The sequence below is a fragment of the Niabella pedocola genome (assembly GCF_021044425.1).
In the GTDB taxonomy this organism is placed as follows: Bacteria; Bacteroidota; Bacteroidia; order Chitinophagales; family Chitinophagaceae; genus Niabella; species Niabella pedocola.
Genome location: NZ_JAJNEC010000004.1, coordinates 797,783 through 819,804, shown reverse-complemented (window position 1 = coordinate 819,804; position 22,022 = coordinate 797,783). Strand labels below are relative to the sequence as shown.

Sequence of the window (22,022 nt, the reverse complement as noted above, 5' to 3'; positions counted from 1 at the left end):
ATTAACTGCTTTACAGAATGGTAAAATTGAGTTTTCGCGTTTTCCTAACCTTCCTGCTTATCCTGAACCTGACCTCACTCAATGTATCGCTGGCCCAATCGGGACAGAGGAAGATCATTGAAGGTGTGGTGACCGATGGCAGCGGAGATCCTTTGGTAAGCGCTACAATTACAGCAAACAATAGTAAATCGACTGCTTTGAGTGGAATGGACGGGCGTTTCCGGATCGATGTCTCCACAACAAAAGAGGCTGCACTCGTGATTTCCAGCGTGGGTTATCACAGCCGGCAATTGTTCGTGTATGATACTACCGGCTTTTTAACGGTGATGCTTACCGCCAGGGATGAGATGGGTGAAGAAGTGGTGATCATGGCCTACGGGCAACAAAAGAAAAAATCAGAAATCGTCGGGTCTGCGTACCAGGTCAATGCCGAACGCCTTAAAGACCTGCCGATGTCCCGGGTGGATGCCTTGCTGGACGGGCAGATACCGGGTTTACGGGTTACACCCAATACGGATGATGCCACCAGTACCAAACAGCGGCTGAATATCCGGATCCGCGGCGACGGATCTTTTACGGCCTCCCGCGAGCCGCTGTGGATCGTGGACGGAGTACCGATCTATACCGGCGACCGTACCAATATGATCCCGGGCATTCAGACATCGGTTACCCCACTATCTTACCTGAACCCCGCAGATATTGAATCCATCACCGTTTTGAAAGATGCATCTGCTGCTGCTATTTACGGAGCGAATGCTTCCAACGGCGTTATCCTGATTACCACTAAATCCGGAAAGGTTGGAAAAACGGAGGTGAGTTTTAATATCCAAAGCGGCTTTTCAAAGATCAATAAAAGCACGCTGTACAAAACCGTAAATGCTGCCCAGTATATGGAATTAGCTAAGGAATCTTATGTGAATGCAGGAAAGGACCTGGCCAGCTTCCCGTATAACGACAATGACCTGAATAGTTACAGTACAACGAATACCGATTGGACGGATGTGTTTTACGGAACCGGTCTGGTGAATAATGCAGCACTGAATATAAAGGGTGGAAAGAATCGATTGAGTTATTTTGCATCTGGAGGATATTATAATGGGAAGTCTACAATCATCGGAAATACCCAGGACCGGAAAACCATTTTTGGTAAACTGGGGTACACCATAGCGAAGGGATTGGAGATAAAATGGATTACCAATGCTTCTTTCAATGGTAATAATACCTTCAACCCCAGCACTGATTACCTGAAGAATCTGCCTGTTTTTACTCCCTATAATAACGATGGGTCTTATCGCCTGTACAACAAGAAAATCAGCGGTATGGATGCCGATGGTAATCCCCAGTATACGCTGGTGAAATTTTTTAACTCACTAGCGGAGCGTGAGGAAAATGATGATGTTCAGAAGGCGAAAGTGTTCAACAATAATTTTATGCTGAGTTATCGAATCTTAAAGGGGTTGAGTTCTACAACCCAATACGGCGTCGATTTCTCCGAAGTAAAACAACGGATCTATGAGGCCAGAACGAACTGGTCCGGAATGGAAACCAACGGTACACCGGTAGGTTATGCAAGCTCCTATTATAATAAAACAGTGGTGAAAACCTTTATAGAACGGGTAAATTTCAACAAGGTCATCGGCCGGCACTCCTTTGGTGGAATCATTGGTGTGGAATTGAAATCGCAACGCTATAATACGCGCACGCTCAGTGGCGGCGGCTTTCAAGATGATACCAAGCGGGATGTGCAGTACGCTGCGGAGATCACTTACCGGGACAGCAGCCTGCGCGAAAGGAAAGATGCATCGTTTATCGGTCAGCTGGAATATGGATATGACCGCAAATATTATTTGCAACTTACCGGCCGGAGAGATGGCAGCTCCGCATTTGGATCCCAAGCAAGATGGGGCGATTTCGCATCTGCGGGCGTAGCCTGGGATCTAAAGAATGAGGCCTTCCTGAACAACAGCAATTTCATCAGCGCCCTGCGCCTGGCAGCCAGTTACGGAAATACCGGGAATTCACGGTTGAGCAACCAGGAAGCCTACGGTATTTATTCTTTTAATTCAGACAATAACTATGGCGGACTGCCCGGAGGGATTATTTCCAATCTCCCTAATCCATTGTTGCGCTGGGAAACGGCAAGGCAAACCAATTTGAAATTAGAGCTGGGGTTATGGGACCGGCTGAACTTTTTAATAGAGGCCTATAATAAAAAAACGGTCCAGGCGATCATTGATGTTCCGGTATCAAGGGCTACAGGGGCCACATCCGCGCAAAGCAACACTGGTGAATTGGAGAATAAAGGTATTGAAGCCACCATCAACTGGAGTATTTATAAAAGCAAGGATATACAATGGTGGCTGGAGCTCAGGGCTGCGCATAACGAAAACAAGGTGTTACGTTTGTACTCCGGAAATGATCGTACAAATGGCAATTTTATATGGCGTGAAGATTTTGATCTGAATACCTATTACCTGATCCGCTGGGCCGGAGTGGACCCCCGGGATGGAGCACCGCTCTGGTATGATGCAGCCGGCAATATTACCCGCGTATATGATATCAATAACCGGGTTCCGGGGAAAAGCGCCAGTCCGGTAGTGTTCGGTGGGGCGTCCATGGGCGTTAAGTATAAGCGGATGTCATTAAATACCCTGGTTACATATAGCATCGGGGGCTACCAGTTCAGCTCTTTTGGCCGGGACATCAACTCGGATGGGTTAAATATCGAAACCGATAACCAATCCTTAAACCAGGTAGACCGGTGGCGGCAGCCCGGCGACCTGGCATTAAACCCCAGGCCCATATGGGGTGTTTCTACAAGGTCTATTATGAACTCTACGCGTTATCTGTATAACACTACTTTTTTCAGTCTGGCGAATCTGGCGTTTGCGTATAATTTGCCGGACCGCCTTTTCCGTTCTGTTGGAATAAAGCAATCTTCGGTTACACTAGCAGGGAATAACCTGTTTACGGTAACACCTTACGATAAAACCAACCGGAATTCTTTTAAGCAGGCGATGAGCGGTTATCCGCAGCAGATCAGTTTCTTCATATCGGTTAACCTTACATTTTAAATGTACCAGCAATGAATATAAAGCAATATAAAAACGGCCTTTTCCTGGTGTTTGCCATAATGGTGCTTTTTTCCTGTAAAAACTATTTTGATGTAGATACCTCAGACCGGCAAACCGAAGAAAAAACGTTTTCATCGGTGGAGGGTTTTAAGAAGGCACTGGCCGGCACCTATACCACGGTATACAGCTATTATGCGTCTCAGTTTTATCGCTATCCCGAAGTAGCCGGAAATATGACGGACCTGAGAAGCCGGGGTACCGGTTCGTTAGGGGAGCAGTATGATTTTATATCGGATCCGGAGCAGGAGATCGGTGCGGTGGGTTATATCTGGCGGTATATCTTCATTAGCATCACCAATGCCAATAATATTATTAACCATTACAGCACCTTCATTGCAAAGAACCCGGGCGCAACAAGCAGCCTGGACACCGTAAAGGCGCAGGCCCTGTTTATCCGTGCGCTGGCCCATTTTGATCTCTGCCGTACGTATGCGCAGCCGTATAATTATACTAGTGATGCGGGGCACCTTGGCGTACCGGTGGTGCTGAAAAACCCGGCTCCGGAAGATGCTGTGGAAAGAGCTACGGTAAAACAGGTATATGACCAGGTGATCGCAGATCTGAAAGAAGCGGAACGGCTGTTTGGGTCCAACGGATCGGGCGATGCCTATTTTGCATCTAAAAAGGCGGTACAGGCACTGCTGGCCCGGGTATACCTCTATGCCGGTAACTGGGATGAAGCCATTAACTATGCTACCTTGGTCATTAACAATAGTGCGCTTGCCACCGGTACCGATTATGCTGCGATGTTTACCAACCTGATCCCGGGTAAAGAAGCGATCTTCCGGCTGAATGGTTATCTGCAGCCCAAGTCGGGTAATCTCAGCCAGGTATATTCCCTGAAAAGCCCGGTATACGTTCCGGCCGATACGTTGATGAAATTATTTGATCCCGCTGATATCCGGCTGAATCTTTTTCAAAAAGATCCGCAGAATACCGGGAAATGGTTTACCCGCAAATGGTCTATTGCAGTAGACTACAATGCGAATACCGAGCGGTATGATCCCCTGGTACTAAGAACCTCGGAAATGTACCTGGTACGGGCGGAGGCCAATCTGAATAAGAACAACCTTGCAGCCTGTTCCGCTGATCTGAAGATCATCATCGGCAGGGCGCTGGATAAAGATCCGCAAAGCATCCTCCTTACTGAAACGGATAAAACGGTTTTAGACCGGACAATAACCGTAGAGCGTGCAAAGGAGTTTTGTTTTGAAGGGCATAATTTCTTTGATATCACCCGCAGAAAACAAAACCTGGTACGGGGTGCTACAACAGCGTCCATTGTAAAAAGTATCAATTATCCCAGTAATTATTTTGTGTTGCCCATTCCGCAATCGGAAATGGATGCCAACCCCGGAATGGCCGGAAACCCAACAGTAAACAGGTAAACAATGAAACAAAGAAAGCTGCTGTTTTTGATCAGTATAATGGTATTGGGTATTGCAGCCTGTTCAAAGGACGCCACCCATCCCTTTGATACCCGCTTTATTCATATTATGGAAAACGATGCATCGGAGGTTACGGTTAGCGACAAGGCCAATGCCGTAGGTACTTATAATGTGTACCTGAGTTCGCGCCAGTTTTTTGATACGGTTGTGGTTACCTACAAGGTAACCGCCGGCAACGGACTGGTGGAAGGCGTGGATTATACCTTGCTGAACACCGGCAATGAACTACGCTTTTTACCCGGCATTTACGATATGCCGGTCCGCATAAAATGGATGCCCAATCCCGTGGATACCTTGCGTAAAAATACGCTGGCGATTGAATTGGTGAGCAACAATAAAGGCATTCATTTGGGACTTCCCGGGCCGGATGCCAAACAAAAAATAGTTACGATAACAAAGATTCCATGATCCTGAAGCACCTGAAAATTGCACTGGCCGGTTTTTTAGTGATCATCGCCGGCACTATAGGCGCGCAGCCGTTAGCACCAACCCCGGTGTTAAAAAAGGGAGTGCTGGCCAATGGGCTTACCTATTATATCTACCCGAATGCATATCCCAAGGGAGAGGCGGTATACCGGTTGTTTGTAAAAACGGGTTCGGTGTATGAAAACACGGATCAACTGGGGCTGGCGCATTTCCTGGAACATATGGCATTTAATGGTACCCGGCATTTTCCCGGTAACAGTATGGTGGCGTTCCTGGAATCGAAGGGCGCAAAATTTGGCAAAGATCTCAACGCGCATACCAGTTATAACGAAACCGTTTACAAATTAACGCTGCCTACCACCGGTTCGGGCATGATCGACTCTACCATTACCATCCTGGCGGATTGGGCCGGTGGCATGTTGCTGGACAGCGTCCAGATCGAAAAGGAGCGCGGAGTGGTACTGTCGGAATGGCTGTCAAGATCAGGGCCCTCACAGGAGGCCAACAACGGATTGTTGATGGGACTGTTAAACAAATCGCGTTATGCAGCACGGAAAACGATCGGTGATACTGCTGTTATCCGGCATTTCAAACGCGCTGCGCTGGACGCATTTTATAAGGAGTGGTACCGGCCAGACCTGATGGCTGTTGCCGTTGCGGGAGATGTGGATCCTGCAACAATAGAGCGGTTGATAAAAGAAAAATTCGCAAGCATCCCTAAACGGAAAAAGTTACCGCTGCCCGCTTACGCCATCGATAGTTATGCCCGCACAGAAGCCGCGATGGTATATGATGCTTCATTGAGAAAAAGTACGTTGAGCGTGGTACAGCTATTTCCCAGGACCGCTCCTATAAAAGAAGAACGGGATTACGAGGTTTATCTGCAGCGCATATTGATCAACCGGTTGATCAAAGCCCGTTTTGGCGCACTCTCTTTTGCCGAACAGCATTATGAAAACGGCAGTGCATCTGTCACCGGGTTTATTAATACAACGGGTATGTTTTTGGGCAGTGCAGACCTTGTTAAAGATAAAATGAAGGAGGGCGTACAAAAGTTTACAGCAGACCTGGACCAGATCCTGCGGTACGGGTTTACCAAAGCAGAGATTGATAAGGCAAAAAAAATTTATAGCGCACAATTGCAGCGCGCTGCCGTTTCTACTACGCCGCAGAGCTCAGAAACGATCATGAATGAGCTCTACTCAGATTTTTACGGAGGTAATACATTTGTGACGCCGGCTACCGAATACCGTCTGTATGTAAAATATGCCCCGCAAATCGATTCCATTGTGCTGGAAAAACAATTGTCGTCTTTAAAAAAATACAATTGGTATTATCTGCTTACTACAAATGAAAAAAAGGAATTCGGCTCGCAAAAAGAGTTGTTACAAACCATAAGCGAAGCGACCAGCGAACCCCGGGAGCGTTATTACAAGAACGTTTCCTCTATTGATGTATTGATGGACGAGGAGCCGCGGCCGGGAACCATCGTCAGTAAAAGGGCCCTGCCGGACATCGCCGCCACGGAGCTGGAACTATCGAATGGCGCAAAGGTGATCTTCAAACCATTGATCGCGGCGAAGAACCGGGTTAATATTACAGGCTTTAAAAAAGGCGGACTTTATGCACTTCCGGAGAAGGATTACCTGAACGGGATGTTTGCTCCCGGCGTGGTAGCATTAAGCGGATTAGGCCGTTATAACCGGGATGAATTGTCGAATTACCTTGCGGGCAATACGGCTTCTGCGCGGTTTTTGATTGAAAAGACCCGCTCGGGCATTGTGGGTAGTGCTGCACAGGAAGACGTGGAGACGCTGTTCCAGCTCATTTACCTGCGCTCCACTGCCGCACGGGTAGACAGCACCGTGTTTCAGCAAACCCGGGCCATTACCGCCCGCACCGCGCAAAACCAGTATAAGACAAAAGAGCGCATCTTTTCCGACAGTTTAAAATACCTCGTAAACGGAAAAGATTATGTAACGGCTGAGTATACTGCAGATGCCATTAATAAGGAAGTACAGCTTAGCCGTATCCTGCCGGTATACAACCAGTTCTTTGGCAATGCGGCGGGTTATACCTATGTGATCATGAGCGACACCACGCTGGACTTTCTGAAGCCTTACATTGAAAAATACATAGCGTCGATTCCGGGCAACAGGAATGCACCGGGGCTGGCGTACCGGTATACCGGAGGAAATCCGCGCACGGACAGCGCAACAATTGTTGGCAGGGGGGGGAGTGGTGCCCGGGCTACGGTATCGCTGGTGTTTCAGCATACTCAAAAGATGCCGGACCCGGAGCGCTATGATTTATACAGCGGTATCCTGGCCAATGTGCTGAAGATGCGGCTTACACAGGTGATCCGGGAAGAGTTGGGATTGGTGTACAGCATTTCAGTAAACACGTCTTCGGTACTGGTGCCCGCGCCTTTGTCCCGCAGCAGCATTGCCTTTGCCTGTTTACCGGAAAATGTAGACCAGATTACCGGCAGGATAAAGGAGATCCTTAAAGATATACAGACGCATCCCGGTAATTATGAAACCGAATTACAGAATGTAAAGCAAAATCTTTTAAAGGAAATGGAGCTGAACCGGCAGCGGGATCTGTTCTGGAGCACCGTAATCCGCAATACGGTTTTTAACGGGATCGGTAATTTTGATCATGTCAATCACTATGAGCAGACCGTTGCTGCGGTTACGATGCCGGAGGTGGCCGCATTGGTAGCACAGAACTTCAATATAAACAATATTATAAAAGGCGTTTTGCTCCCTGAGGGCAAAACAAAATAACAGAAATGATGATGAAGCTGTTTAAACAATTAACCGTCTTATGTTTTCTTGCAGCACTGGTATCCTGTGCCAGGGAGGCTACCGTATTTGAGCGGGTAAAACAGGATGAAGTAAAATTGCTTTCCTTTGGCTTTTATGAAGCGGATAATCCGGGAATGATTTTAAAGGATTATATTCTTTCGAATCCTAAGGAAGGCGTTAACACAATAAGAATGCCTGAAGCTGTAGATAAATCCCATCTGATCGCAAGGTTTACTGCAAGCAATGGCAATGTTGTTAAGGTTAATAATGCGCTTCAGAAAAGTGGGGAAACGCAAAACGATTTTTCGATTCCTGTGGATTATTTTTTATCTGCAGGTAATAACAACGCGAAGTATTCATTTGCAATTGCGAAGGATTTTTCCTGGGAAACATTCCCCTTTACGTATAATGACTCCGCTTCCGGAATGAATCTGAAAGTAAATCCCGTTTCGGGAGAACCCTATATTATGTACTATGAAAAACGCTCATCCTCTTCAGAACAGGGCGCAGCAATGGTAGCGTTTAGGGATGGTGCATGGGCTTATCAGGGAAGGATTTCCGATGGACGGACCGCTTCGAATATCGATTTTACATTTGATAATGCCGGCGTGCCCTATGCATCTTATGTAGATTATACGGCTACCGTGGCGCAGGCAAATACGGTGAAAAAATACACTAACGGAACATCCTGGGAGCTGGTTGGACGCAAAGGCGTTACTACCGCAAAAGTTACTTTTAACGCATTGACGTTTGACGCTGATGCTAAACTGTTTTTATTTAGTTATCTGGATGCGGCAGATGTGTTGCCAAGAAGGGCGCTGGGCGTATCTGTTTTTGACAACAATGCCTGGACAACGAATGGAAGTATTACGGGGCGGTCATCTGCGTTGTATGGATACTTACCCGTGGCAAAGCGCGTAAATAATGCGGTATATGTAGGTGTGCTCAATGCCAGTTCGCCTAATTCCGTTTCTGTTTATAAATACGAGAATAATACCTGGACCACGCTGGTTGAACAATGGCGGGATCCGAATGCGACCGCAATCAACGTAAGAGATTTTGACATGGAAGTTGATCAAAAGGGTAACGTATATATCGCATTTGCCGATAACAGCAGTACGGCTCTTTACAAATACCGGGTAATAAAATATGATGTTGTTACAAAGGCCGTGACGCCCGTAGGCGGTTATATTGCGGGCGCTTCGGGGAATTTATTTGGTTTTGATCTGGCGGTATCACCCTCCGATGAACTCTTTTTGTTTTACAAGAACAGCAGCAACTATCCCACGGTTACGATGCTGGATAAGGATACCAAGGACTGGTCGCTGCCTCATATTGTTGAAACAGCCGTTGGTGATGAGTTGAATATGAGCTTTGCGCCCAATGGGGATGGGTATATCAGTTACCTCAAAGATTTCAGGATTTTTATTTATAAATTTACGGCCACACCATAGTAATGCAAAAGGGATTCATTTTTAAACAGTGCGTTTTTTTATTTTTATTGATTTTTACGATTGCACTCATGGGCCGGGCCCAGGGTAAATTCAGCTTTGTGTTTATGTCGGATGTGCATTATACACAGAAGTTCAACGCCCCCAGGGGCTTTCAGCTGGCGGTGGATACGCTGAACAGGCTGAACCCGGATTTTGTCCTTTCGGGGGGCGATAATATTTATGATGCACTCCGGGTATCGGAAAAAGAGGCTGTAGGAAATACGGAAGCCTTTTTAAAAGCGGCGGCCCGCATAAAGGCTCCGGTGCACTATGCCATCGGGAATCATGAAGTGTTTCAACTATATCAGCGTGCGGCAGATACTACCGGACCCGTATTCGGGAAGGCTTTTTATGAAAAGTATTTTGGTAAACGGTATTACTCCTTTAATCATAAGGGCTGGCATTTTATTGTGCTGGATAATATTTATATCACACCGGACCGGAAGTATATCGGCAAACTGGACAGCGTACAACTCAGCTGGTTAAAATCGGATCTTCAGGCCGTAGATCCGCGAACACCCATTGCTATTACCGCCCATGTGCCCCTTGTTACCACACTCTCCCAGTGGTATGGCGGGGGCGTGAATGCCAATGATGATAAGATCGCCGCCGTAGACAGTCATAAGATACTGCAGCTGTTTAAAGGGAAGAATCTCCGGCTGATCCTTCAGGGCCACCTGCATTATTTTGAGGCACTCAATATCCTGGGTAAGGTGATGGTGATTACAGCTCCTTCCGTTTCCGGAAAATGGTGGCGGGGCAAACAACACGATGTGGAGGAGGGCTTTATCAAAGTGAATATCGACGGAGATCAAGTAGGATACGATTACATCGATATAAAATGGGAGGCCGATAAAAAAGGAAGCTCTAACGAACCGGAGGAAAACTGATCCGGGTACAGCGATGAGCAAACACGTTGTGCACGCTGTACGGCGATGCCCCGTCTGCTGATTGCCCGATACACAATAGGTCCGGCTATGAATCCCGGTTTTTGCCGGCCCTGCATAGCCAATGTACGCTTCTATGAAAAGTTGCAGCAGTAACATCCGCTAATCTTGAACACATGTTATTCCCGTAGTTGTTTTTTTACGCCGGTGGGCTAAACCCGTTATGTAACTTTTAGCCGGGGCATCTTACTGCAGCAGATCCGGCAGTAGCAACAACGATCCAACAACGATCCGCCCCGCGGATCGCTACCCACGCTGCTGTTTTTTGCCGCAGGGCAGTTGCTACGGGATGTATGAACCGGCATCCGGGTGGGGAGCCCGGGCCAGGTTGCTGCCGGGTAAAAAATAATTTTAATAAGTAATACATATTTATATTATCTTTAAAGAGCCGGACTGATCAGTGAGTGCCGGATGACGTATGCTGTTATATGAAAATGTATTTTTTACCAAACCCCTCATATTATGAAAAAGAATTTTCTGCCCTGTATGCTTATGGGCACACTGCTTTGGGCCGCTGTTGGCTGTAGAAAAGAAGTACGCCCGTCACTGTCTCCCGGGCGCTCTTCGGGGGCCAGGGCCTTAACCCTTACAACAACGCCTGTAAAGGGCGATGTAGATGGAGACGGAAAGGCGGACCTGGTCACGTTTCATACCAATGGTAACGTATATACGTATCGGTCTGATAGTGCCGGCCTATTTGATTCGGGCATTCCCTGTTTTAATGGTACTATGAACAGCGCTATCTACGACAATACAGGTCACCTGGCCATCGATGTTACGGATGTAAACGGCGATGGCCGCTCGGATGTGGTAACGGCCAATACAAACGGAACCATTTATGTGTATACCGGAAAAACGGATGGAACCTTCAACAATGCAATCGGATCTTTTAACGGCACCTATGACCCGGGATTTAATGGCACTACCGGTTACTGGCCCATTGCGGTAGGAGATGTCAACGGCGATGGCCGCGGAGATCTCGTAAGTGAGCGGGACGGCTCCATTATTGTGCATCCGGGGAATGCAGACGCCAGTTTTGGATTGGCTGTATTTTCATTTAACGGATCATTTAACTCCGCCATGCGGGATGCCACCGGTCATTATACGGTGGATGTTGGAGATGTGAACGGCGATGGCCTGGCGGACCTGGTTACGATCAATACCGACGGCAACGCTTACACCTACCCGGGCCAAGGCAATTACACATTTGGAAATCCGATTGCCAGTTTTAGTGGTACCATGGAGCTGGGATTGATGGATGGCGGCGGTCATGAGCCGGTGGCACTGGCAGATGTGAACGGTGATGGCCGTGCAGACCTGGTAACGCATCATTCCGGCGGTACCGTATATGTATATCCCGGGAAGGCCGATGGAACTTTTTCAGCGGGTATCGCCAGCTTTGGCGGCGGAATGGCCTCATCGATATACAAAGGCGTGGGGCATGAGGTAGCCTGTGTGATGGATGTAACCGGCGACGGTTATGCCGATCTGGTAACGGCGCATACAAATGATAATGTATATGTATACCCGGGGCAGAGCAATGGCCAGTTTGCAAGCGGGGTGGTTAATTTCGGTACGTTTTATTCCAGCCGTTTTGGAATGAGCCTGGGGCATGAGATCGTAATGGAAAAATCGATCATACGGAGGAGAGGCACTTTGCTGCGACAATATTTTAAGAATCCGATGGTATCCACTCCGTGGGATAACCCGGATCCGTTTGTAACCCAAAAGGACGATTTTTATTACTTTACCTATTCACAGGATTCAAGGATCGGTATCCGCAAGGCAAAGCATGCATCGCTGTTCGGTATTGCTGCAGAGCCGAATATCTGGACCACAGCGGGCTCCGGTTTGTCCCAGGTTTGGGCACCCGAACTCCATTATCTCAATGGCGCCTGGTATGTGTACTTTACGGCCACACCGGATGGAACGGATTTTGGCCACCGGATGTACTATATGAAGAATACGGATACCGACAATGATCCTACAACCGGCTCCTGGACGGCACCTGCGCAGATCGGCAATGGCCCCAATTATTACTCCATCGACGGTACCATCCTTACAGCGTCTAACGGATCGGGCGCGCTGTGGTTTATCTGGTGCGGACGAAAATACAGCGGCGATGCGTCGAGATTATATATTTCAAGAATGTCGGGCCCAACAGCGCTTACCGGTTCCGCCGTAATGATCTCGGCTCCCTACTATTCCTGGGAAACACAGGGCTATCCCGTAAACGAAGGTCCTGCTGTGTTGAGGGAAACGCCGGCAGGCTTAACTTATGTGGTGTATTCGGCCAGTGCGGCGGATCAGCCCACCGGTTACTGCCTGGGACTGTTGTCACTGCGTGCCGGCGGAGATCCGATGGTGGCTTCCGACTGGACCAAAAGATCAACCCCGGTGTTTAGCAGCAGCAGTGCCAATGCTGTGTACTCTCCCGGCCACTGCAGTTTCTTTACAAGCAATTATGTAAACTCCGCCGGTACCAGTCTGCAACAACACTGGATCGTGTATCATGCAAAAGCAACCAGTAATCTGGGTTACAGCGGGCGCACGGCAAGGATGCAAAGTTTTGGCTGGGATGCGGCGCATGCCCCCGTGTTAGGTACCCCGGTTGGCTTGCCCTCCAATATCGCAGTGCCCAAAAGCGAACACTATAACTAGATATGTGGCATCGTGATCTACGATATACCATAATACAGGGTGTTCAATAGGACTACGATTTGCTATAAACCGTATGTATAACGATGAGGCTGTCTCGAAAAATGGAGACAGCCTCTTTTTATTTGGTAGCTGCAGTGTACCCCGGATTTTGATAACCGCAGCGGGCGAAGGGAGCAGGGGCGTGGATGAAGAGCGTAACGAACCTAGCAGGGGCCCGGCGTTTCTTTCGGTTTAAAACCTAACCGCAAAGGCCGGAGAGCAATCGCAACATTCGCGGGAAGAAAGGCCGTAAATAAAAACTTAGCAAGCCTTGCGTAGTCCTGTCGCTCTTGCGGTTAAATTGAACCAGGCAGATGCCAGGAGGCGGGATGCATAAGGAATAGCCAATACTTTCGGGTCATTGCATTCATTACGATCGATGGTTTTAAGAAAACGGCATGGTTGGAGAATAGTAAAAATTTATTTTTTGCTGTATTGAATCGTTCTCATTACATTTGCATATGTCGTACATATTTATCGATTGCGACGCTTGTTCCATAGTCCGCTGTAGCGGAGCGCCGCCGGCGCGTATAAGCCTGGTGTAGTAACGAAAGATCATGATGTTTTTTTGACAGGATACTTTTATACCAAACGAATCTGGAAATATAATTATGAATAAAATGCGTGAAGAACAAACCCATACATTTAAAGGGCTGTGGTCGGCGATGTTTACGCCGGTGGATGCTTCCGGGAGCCCGGCCATCAGTGAGCTGGAGAAGCTGGTTGAATTGTTGGTTGCACAGGAGCAGGACGGCCTCTACATCTTGGGATCTACAGGACAGGGGGTATTGTTTACCGAAGCGCAGCGAAAACTGGTGACGGAAAAAGTAACCGAACGGGTGGCAGGCCGTTTACCGGTAATGGTACAGGTAGGGGCGCTTACCACCGCAGAGTCCGTACGCCTGGCGAAGCATGCAAGCGACTGCGGGGCCAATGCGATTTCTTCGGTAGGGCCGATCTATTTTTCCGGCAATACGACCAGCGCGCTGTTCCATTACAGCGAGATCGCCGGGGCTACAGCACTGCCGTTTTTCCCATATCAGCTGGGTAATAATACCATGGGAGATATTCCACAGTTTATTGACCAGCTCCTGGAAATTCCGAACGTAGCCGGTATGAAGCTTACCACCGGGCAACTGATGGAGATCAGTGCCATACACCTGCATGCCGGTAACCGGCTGCAGTTATTCAGCGGTGCTGATGAGCTGATGTGTCATGCAAGTCTTTGTGGAACGGTGGGTGCCATCGGCTCTTTTTACAACCTTTGGGGCGTTGCCTGTAAACGGGTACTCGAATCGTTCCGGGATGGCGATTATGAACGGGCCCGGAACTTTATGCTGGAATTTCAAAGAACGATATTGTATGTACTGCCCAATATCTGGTCCTTTTTCAGGAAGGCCATGCAGCTGAAGTATGGTATAGATATCGGTGCTACCAAGGCTCCATTGGGCGTGCAGCAACGTACATGGAGCGATGCTGAAGTAATGCAAATTTCAAACCGGATCGAGTCGCTTGCAGGCGTAGCCCCGGTATCTCAAAACCAGGATCCCATATCGCTGAACGGTATGGGCAACTAAAATAATTGTACTGATGTCTTTTTTTTCTGAAATGAACGCGTTGATGTCCGTATCTGCAACACTGCGGCTCCGGATAATGATGGCCGGTATACTGGCACTGATCTGTTCCTGTGCGGCACATAAGCAATACGCCGGTACCAATGCCCCGGTGCGGAACGTGGTGATGCAGCTGAGCCCTGGGCCGGATAACCCGCGCAACAGTGAAGGGGCTTTTATTACATTGAAGGATGGGCGAATATTATTTGTGTATTCGCATTATACCGGAACGCGTAGCGGCGACCATGATCCGGCTTACCTGGCAGGCCGGTTTTCTTCCGATGGTGGTAAAACCTGGACAACAGATGATGTAAAGATCGTGGCGCAGGAAGGGAATATGAATGTGATGTCGGTATCCCTGCTCCGGCTTAAGAACGGCGAGATCGCATTGTTCTACCTGAAAAAGAATTCCACTGTGGACTGTATTCCCATGGTGCGTTTTTCAAAGGATGAAGCAAAAACCTGGACAGATCCCATACCCTGTATCACCAACCGGAAAGGCTATTTTGTATTGAACAATGACCGGGTCATTCAGCTGGATAACGGGCGGCTGATGATGGCAGTGGCGTTGCACACAAGCCCCGAAACACCCAAATGGTCGGATAGGGCGGCGCTCTTTGCCTATTATTCAGATGACAACGGCCGCAGCTGGACCCAGGGAAAACAGGTGCCCGTGCCAGACGGCGTTATTACACAGGAGCCCGGGCTGGTTGCATTAAAGGGCGGCCGGGTCATGATGTTTATCCGTGCCAGTGGCGGCAGCCAGTATGTAAGCTATTCAGAGGATCAGGGCCGCAGCTGGATCAATGCGGCGCCTTATAACCTCAAATCGCCGCTTTCACCGGCAAGTATCAAACGGATCCCGTCAACCGGCGATCTGGTAGCCGTTTGGAACAACAACGACGGAACCGATCCGCAGCTGAAAGGGAAACGTACACCGCTGACCATGGCCATTTCAGGCGACGAAGGCCGAACCTGGAAACAGACCACCAACCTGGAAACAGATCCCGACGGCTGGTACTGTTATATTGCCATTCATTTTTATAAGGACAATATATTGCTTGGCTACTGTGCCGGCAGTCAGAAAGCCAAAACCTATTTATCGGTTACCGATGTATGCCGGGTATCTTTAAAAACATTGTATAAAAAGTAGCGCATGCTGAACCGGAGAAGATTTTTGGGAAACCTGTGCATGGTGTCTACCGGTATAACGGGGCTTTGGGATAAGGTGTTGCCATCCCCCGGTATTGATCTGAAGAACAATGGCCATGATCTCAGCCGGATCACCGGTTTGTTAAAGAGGAAAGAACCGGTTAAGTGGCTGTTTACCGGTGATAGTATTACACAGGGCGCAAAACATACCCATGGCATGCGGTCTTACCCGGAGGTTTTTTCGGAACGGGTGCGATGGGAGCTGGGCCGCCCGCGGGATGTGATCATCAATACAGCGATCAGTGGCAATACCAGTGTGGATCTATGCAGGGACCTTGATCAGCGGATTTTTCAGTACCAGCCACAGGTGGTATTGCTGATGCTGGGTACCAATGATGCCGCTCTTCAGAAAAAGATCACCCCGGAGCATTTTAAAGCAAACATGACCATGATCATCGATCGCATCCGCACACAGAACGGCATCCCGGTTTTGCTGAGTCCTAACCGGATCATTGCCACAAAAGCGCCGGAGCGGTCAACACTAAAGAATTATATAGCGGTATTAGACGAGCTTGCGGCATCCCGTTCATTGGTATACATAAATGTGTGGTCGGAATGGGACACCGGTTTAAAGCAAAAATACCAGGGGCAGCAAAATGCCCGCCTCCTCAATGATCCCCTGCATCCAAATGGGTTCGGGCACCAGGAAATTGCGATCCTGTTGTTTAAAGCATTTTCAATATATGATCCGGCAGCGTCAACCTGCGGAGGGCCCTATTATGAAGGAGCAAAATAAAAATATACAAACCATCGGGGGCGTGCAGCAGGGGCCGAAGCTTCTGCTGGTAGCAGGGGTACATGGGGATGAGTATGAACCCATGATGGCTGCGATGGAGCTGTGCCGCATACTTGAAGGCCGGTTAGAGAAGGGTACCGTCACTATTGTAACGGTGGCCAATGAAACGGCCTATGGCAACGGGCAAAGAACCGGAGCTGATGGATTAGACCTGGCCCGGATCTGTCCGGGAAGGGCATCAGGCTCTTCATCTGAAGCTGCGGCGGCTGCGCTCTCTGAACGGATATTGGCTTGCGATTACCTGGTGGATATGCATACGGGCGGGGCACTTTTTGATATATACCCGTTAACCGGTTACCTGTTGCATCCCGATCCTCTTGTATTGGAAACGCAACGGAGGATGGCTGCCGCTTTTAATCTTCCGCTGATCTGGGGAACCGATGCCGGTCCTAACGGAAGAACATTGTCTGTGGCGCGGGATGCGGGAATCCCGGCGATCTATGTTGAGTACGGCGGCGGAAATGGAATAGGGATGCCCATCGTGAACACGTATATAGAGGGATGCCTGGGCGTGCTGGAGGAATTGGGAATGATTCCCGCAGGGTTAATGAAACGGAAGCAATGCAAGGTTCGCTACCGCATTGAAGATCCGGAGCCGGACGGCGGTTTTTTACAAGGTAAAATGGCATCGGAATTTGATGGGATCTTTTTACCGGATGTGGCAACGGGCAACCGGGTTACAGCGGGTCAGCAGTGGGGTACGGTTATTGATCCGTTGCAGCACCGGCAATACCCGGTTGTTGCAGACCGTACCGGCCTGGTACTGTTTATACGCAAAAGTCCCCGTGTGAAAGCGGGCGATTCGTTGGGTGGAATACTGAGCATAAATCATGATAACAATGAAGAGCGATCGTAAAGTGCTATTGCTGACAGGTGCTGCAGGAGGCATTGGACGTGCCACCGCAGAACGGTTTGCCCGGGATGGGTTTGCATTGGCCCTGGTAGACATTGATGCCGAAGGATTGAACGTTACGGCATCGGTGATAAAGCAGTTTACAGATGCCTGTCTGCTTTTTCCCGGTGATCTGCAGGAACCAGCCTTCCTGGAGACGATTGTTGACAACACACTGGCGCAATGGGGCCGGATCGATGTGCTGGTAAATAATGCTGCCTGGCGTTCTTTGGAAACATTGGCCACCCTGTCGCTGGAGCATTGGGAGAAGACCATCCGGATCAATCTTACCGCTCCTGCATTTCTTTCGCGGATCACTGCCGGCCGCCTGATCGCATTGCACCAATCCTGTGTCATCATCAACATCTCCAGTATTATGGCGGAACTGGCGGGCGGGTATGCCCCGGCGTATACCGTGTGTAAGGGAGCTATTGAAAGTTTAACCTACGAGTTATCGGTATTATATGGACCCAAAGGTTTTCGTTCGGTAGCCATCCGGCCGGGCAATGTGCATACACCGCTGAATGATGATTACAATACTGAAACGGAACAGCATGCCGGTACGGCATTGATCAGCGATGTTGAGCAACGGACGCCCTTACAGCGTTCGGCAACGGCGCATGAAATGGCCAATGCGGTTTGCTGGCTTGCTTCAGAAGAAGCATCTTTTATAACCGGTACGGTGCTGACGATTGATGGCGGGCTATCAAAAAATTTTAATGCCTATTCCTTAAAACAGCAATTAAAACCAAACGAATTTTGAAAGGTATCTGGACATACAGTGCATTACTTCCTGCAATTGACGAAAAAGTACAACTGACCCTGGGCGAAGGAAATACACCCCTGATCCGGTCGAGGCGTATCGGCCGGCTGCTGGGGATGGAACAGCTTTATTTTAAACTGGAGCAGCTAAATCCTACGGGGTCCTATAAGGACCGGTTTGCGGCGATGGCCGTATCGGGTTTGCTGGCTCAGGATGCATCATTTTTTCTGGCTACCTCCAGTGGCAATACCGGTGCGGCTTTGGCCGCCTATGCAGCGGCCGCAGGGATGCAATGCTTCCTGGCGATCGTGGATGGGGCACCATCCGGCAAGATCAGCCAGATGGGGATCTATGGGGCGCAGTTATTCATGATTAGGGATTTTGGTATTACGGAAACCGTTACTGCCGGGCTGATGGAGGCATTGGCAAAGCTGGCAGCGCAATATCATACCCGTGTGGAGATCAGCGCTTATAAATATGCGCCTTTAGGAATGTGCGGGGTGCAGACCATCGCCTATGAGCTGGCGGAAACACTGGGTGCGATTGATCAGGTGTTTGTTCCGGCGGGCGGTGGCGGGCTGATGCTGGCAACCGTTAAGGGGTTTCAGCGTTGGAAGGAACAGTATCCCGGGTTTACTATGCCTGCGGTTTGCTGCGTGCAGCCGGAGGGCAATAACACCATTGCCGGAGCCCTGATAGATCCGCGGCAGGCGATCAAAGCCCTGAAGAAAAGCAGCACTGCGGTGAGTGGCTTACAGGTGCCCAATATCCTGGATGGGAATGGGATAAAAGAAAGCGCCGGACACGTAACCTTAAAAGGAGCGCTGGTACAGGACGCGGATGTGTATCAATGTCAGCGGGAGCTCGCCCAGTACGAAGGTATTTATTGTGAACCGGCCGGAGCCGTTGCCCTTGCGGGGTTGAAAGAAGCCCTCCGGTTAAAGCGGGTACGCAGGTCAGACCGGGTGGTATGCCTGGTTACGGGCCATGGATTTAAAGATCCGGGTTCGGCGCAACGGATCTTCTCCTCCGCTTCCTGCCATTATTTCGACCGGTATCACGATTCCATAGCACATATAAAAAATAGCATTCAATAATACGAATCATTCAACCATGCAAGCAAAAGAAGTATTATCGGGAGACCTGGTTCCCAGGAGCCATTTACCCTTTTCACCGGCCGTTAAAAGCGGTGGGTTCCTGTTCATTTCCGGACAAGCCTCAGTAGATCTTGAAGGAACGATCATTGCCGGAAGCTTTGAAGAAGAATGCCGGCGCTCGTTTGAAAACCTGCGACGCGTTGTAGAAGGGGCCGGCCTTACGATGGAAAAGGTTGTGCAGGTACGTAACTATGTAGGCGATCAGAAAGACCTCGCACGGTTCAACGAAATATACCGGGAGTATTTTACCGAACCATACCCCGCAAGAACAACCCTGATCGGTTGTTTGGGAACCGTTTTGAAATTTGAAGTGGACGCCGTAGCATACTATGGATAAATGATGAAAAAACGCGTAGCACTGGCAGGAATCTATCATGAGTCGAATACATTTAGTAAACGACCCACCACCTATATCGATTTTGAAAAGGGCCACCTGCTGCGGGGCAACGAGATCCCGTTGCAGTATCAGGATGCCCATCATGAAATTGGCGGATTGATCGCTGCGCTGGATCCGGAGCGGGTAGAACTGGTGCCGCTCTTATACGCCGAGGCTACCCCGGGCGGTGTTATCGGAAAAGAAACCTACGAACGGTTAAAGGATGAGCTTGCTGCATTACTGGAGGCGGCACTTCCTTTGGATGGGGTGCTGGTAACACCGCACGGAGCGGCCGTGGCGGAAGGCTATCCGGATATGGATGGGGACTGGCTGCAACGGATAAGGGAAATGGTAGGTGATGCAGTTCCTGTTGTAGGTACCCTGGATCCGCATGCAAATGTAAGCCCACGGATGGCGCAGGTAACGGATGCACTGTTTGCCTATGCTACCAATCCGCACCTGGATCAGCGCGAAACGGGTAAAAAAGCAGCCGCCCTGCTCCAGGACCTTCTTTTTACCAACAGGCGCATAAAACAGGAGCTGTTGCAGCTGCCGCTGCAGATCAGCATTGAACAGCAACACACCGGTAAAGAGCCCTGCCGCTCTTTGTACCGGGCGGTGCAAAAAATAGCCGGGGATATGGGCGCGGTTGGTGTAAGTATAATCCTGGGCTTCCCATACGCGGATGTATATGAAATGGGTAGCGCAGTGATGGTGATCAGTGATGCGCACATCAACACCAGGCCGTGGATCCCCAGGCTGGAAGCCTGCTTCCTGAACCGGCTTCCGTCTTTTTGCGGAGAGCGGGTAACCCTGCAACAGGTACTGCCACAGGCGCCCGGGCTTCAGAAGCCGGTGCTGTTGCTGGATATGGGTGATAATGTAGGCGGGGGTGCCCGTGGATGCAGTATGTTCCTGTTGGATCTGCTTGAGGCTGCCGGAAAGGATAGAGCCTGCGTGTGCATCAGCAGCCGGCAGACCGTAGCCTTTATTTCGAAATTCCGAACCGGGGAAGTGTTTACTATTTCGTTTAGAGAACTGGATGAACATAACAGGGACGCACCCTATAACGTGCGGTTGCTTGGTTTCAGGGATGGAGCATTTACCGAGCCGGATCCCCGGCATGGCGGACAGGTGCAGTACGATATGGGGAAGGTTGCATTGCTGCAAACCGAAATGGGGAATATAATCGTGGTAACATCGTTAAGAGTACCACCTTTCAGCAGCCGGCAGCTTACCAGTTTGGGAATTGAACCGGGAAAACTGGATTGGATCATTGCAAAAGGGGTGAATGCGCCCATGGCAGCATACAAAGATATTTGCCCGGTAATGATCCAGGTGCACACACCCGGGGAAACCGGCGCGGATATGACCGCCTATCCATTTAAAAACAGAAGGAAGCCGTTGTATCCCTTTGAAACGATTCGCAATGAAGCATAATATACGGTTCCAGGAATTTAAGGGTGATACCCAGTGTTTGCAATTGCCTTTTTATACAGAGGGGCCGGTTGCAGATGCGGGAGGCAATCTGTATGTGACCAATCTTCAGGGCGGACAGATTTTGCGCATCGGTAAGGACGGGACCGTGGATGAGTGGGCGCGCTCTTCCTGTCCGAACGGACAAATGATTGCAGCCAACGGCGATCACCTGATCTGCGACAGCGTTGAGGCCTGCGTAAAGCGGTTTGATCAACACGGACGCTTCCGGGCTGCGGCGATTGCCGGCAGGGTAGGTCATTACAATATAACTTGCCCGAACGACCTGGTAAGTGATGGGAACGGAGGCTTTTTTTTCACGGATTCTGTACGGCATACCGGCGTTGTGGTTCATGTAGACCGTTCCGGAAGCGCACGGCTCATTGCGGAACAACTGGATTATCCCAATGGAATTGTACTGGATCATAAGCGGCGCCGGCTTTATATTGCAGAAAGTTATCAAAACCGCATTGTGATGATCAACCTGCAACAGCATACAGGAGCAGCAGATGTGTTTTGTAACCTGCCGCAACATCCGTCTTTACAGGAAACCGCCAATTTGCCGGACGGCCTGGCATTGGACAGTTATGGCAATTTATGGGTGGCGCATTACGGCATGTCTTGTATCTGGAAGATCGATCCCGGAGGATCTCACCAGGAAAAAATGGATACGGATATATTGCTTACGAGCAATGTTTTTTTAAACAATGACCGGGTATTGATCACGGGCGGACAAGCAGAACCCGGACCGGGATATGTGCGGATCATTCAAACATAAA

Annotated in this window: 16 protein-coding genes; all 16 read left to right on the top strand. The window is 49.4% G+C overall.

Annotated features, from left to right (window positions below; translation table 11 throughout):
* Positions 1 to 17 precede the first annotated feature (17 nt).
* The 16 genes from LQ567_RS07260 to LQ567_RS07185 all read left to right on the top strand — a co-directional run bounded on the left by LQ567_RS07260 (position 18) and on the right by LQ567_RS07185 (position 22,021).
* Positions 18 to 3,074, top strand: coding sequence for a SusC/RagA family TonB-linked outer membrane protein (locus LQ567_RS07260; protein ID WP_231003657.1), 3,057 nt, complete (start codon positions 18 to 20; stop codon positions 3,072 to 3,074).
* A gap of 11 nt (positions 3,075 to 3,085) precedes the next feature.
* The gene (locus tag LQ567_RS07255; protein ID WP_231003656.1) at positions 3,086 to 4,522 is read left to right on the top strand and encodes a RagB/SusD family nutrient uptake outer membrane protein; all 1,437 of its coding nucleotides are present in this window, start codon (positions 3,086 to 3,088) and stop codon (positions 4,520 to 4,522) included.
* A gap of 3 nt (positions 4,523 to 4,525) precedes the next feature.
* Positions 4,526 to 4,990 carry a hypothetical protein gene (locus LQ567_RS07250; RefSeq protein ID WP_231003654.1) on the top strand — a complete coding sequence of 155 codons (465 nt, stop codon included), beginning with the start codon at positions 4,526 to 4,528 and terminating at the stop codon, positions 4,988 to 4,990.
* Positions 4,987 to 7,797 carry a M16 family metallopeptidase gene (locus tag LQ567_RS07245; protein WP_231003652.1) on the top strand — a complete coding sequence of 937 codons (2,811 nt, stop codon included), beginning with the start codon at positions 4,987 to 4,989 and terminating at the stop codon, positions 7,795 to 7,797. The genes LQ567_RS07250 and LQ567_RS07245 overlap by 4 nt, the downstream gene beginning before the upstream one ends.
* Positions 7,798 to 7,802: 5 nt before the next feature.
* Positions 7,803 to 9,272: a hypothetical protein gene (locus tag LQ567_RS07240; RefSeq protein WP_231003650.1), complete on the top strand. Its 1,470-nt coding sequence runs from the start codon at positions 7,803 to 7,805 to the stop codon at positions 9,270 to 9,272.
* A 104-nt stretch (positions 9,273 to 9,376) separates the two neighbouring features.
* The gene (locus LQ567_RS07235) at positions 9,377 to 10,201 is read left to right on the top strand and encodes a metallophosphoesterase family protein (protein WP_231003649.1); all 825 of its coding nucleotides are present in this window, start codon (positions 9,377 to 9,379) and stop codon (positions 10,199 to 10,201) included.
* Positions 10,202 to 10,720: 519 nt separating this feature from the next.
* Positions 10,721 to 12,919, top strand: coding sequence for a family 43 glycosylhydrolase (locus LQ567_RS07230; protein WP_231003647.1), 2,199 nt, complete (start codon positions 10,721 to 10,723; stop codon positions 12,917 to 12,919).
* Between the two features lie 659 nt (positions 12,920 to 13,578).
* A complete protein-coding gene (locus tag LQ567_RS07225) occupies positions 13,579 to 14,535 on the top strand; it encodes a dihydrodipicolinate synthase family protein (protein WP_231003645.1) in 957 nt (318 codons plus the stop codon).
* A 13-nt stretch (positions 14,536 to 14,548) separates the two neighbouring features.
* Positions 14,549 to 15,724: a sialidase family protein gene (locus LQ567_RS07220; RefSeq protein ID WP_231003644.1), complete on the top strand. Its 1,176-nt coding sequence runs from the start codon at positions 14,549 to 14,551 to the stop codon at positions 15,722 to 15,724.
* A gap of 3 nt (positions 15,725 to 15,727) precedes the next feature.
* Positions 15,728 to 16,519 (top strand): SGNH/GDSL hydrolase family protein, encoded by a 792-nt coding sequence (locus LQ567_RS07215; RefSeq protein WP_231003642.1) that lies wholly within the window; start codon positions 15,728 to 15,730, stop codon positions 16,517 to 16,519.
* Positions 16,467 to 17,435: a succinylglutamate desuccinylase/aspartoacylase family protein gene (locus LQ567_RS07210; RefSeq protein WP_231003640.1), complete on the top strand. Its 969-nt coding sequence runs from the start codon at positions 16,467 to 16,469 to the stop codon at positions 17,433 to 17,435. Before LQ567_RS07215 ends, LQ567_RS07210 begins: the two co-directional genes overlap by 53 nt.
* On the top strand, positions 17,419 to 18,234 hold the full coding sequence (locus LQ567_RS07205; protein WP_231003638.1) for an SDR family NAD(P)-dependent oxidoreductase: 816 nt from the start codon (positions 17,419 to 17,421) through the stop codon (positions 18,232 to 18,234). The genes LQ567_RS07210 and LQ567_RS07205 overlap by 17 nt, the downstream gene beginning before the upstream one ends.
* Entirely contained in the window at positions 18,231 to 19,331 is a 1,101-nt protein-coding gene (locus LQ567_RS07200) for a pyridoxal-phosphate dependent enzyme (protein ID WP_231003635.1), read from the top strand. The genes LQ567_RS07205 and LQ567_RS07200 overlap by 4 nt, the downstream gene beginning before the upstream one ends.
* A 16-nt stretch (positions 19,332 to 19,347) precedes the next feature.
* Positions 19,348 to 19,728, top strand: a complete 381-nt coding sequence (locus tag LQ567_RS07195) for a RidA family protein (RefSeq protein ID WP_231003633.1) — start codon at positions 19,348 to 19,350, stop codon at positions 19,726 to 19,728.
* A complete protein-coding gene (locus tag LQ567_RS07190) occupies positions 19,729 to 21,207 on the top strand; it encodes a M81 family metallopeptidase (protein ID WP_231003631.1) in 1,479 nt (492 codons plus the stop codon).
* Complete coding sequence (locus tag LQ567_RS07185) at positions 21,197 to 22,021, top strand: SMP-30/gluconolactonase/LRE family protein (RefSeq protein ID WP_231003629.1); 825 nt, start codon at positions 21,197 to 21,199, stop codon at positions 22,019 to 22,021. Before LQ567_RS07190 ends, LQ567_RS07185 begins: the two co-directional genes overlap by 11 nt.
* Position 22,022: the final 1 nt, after the last annotated feature.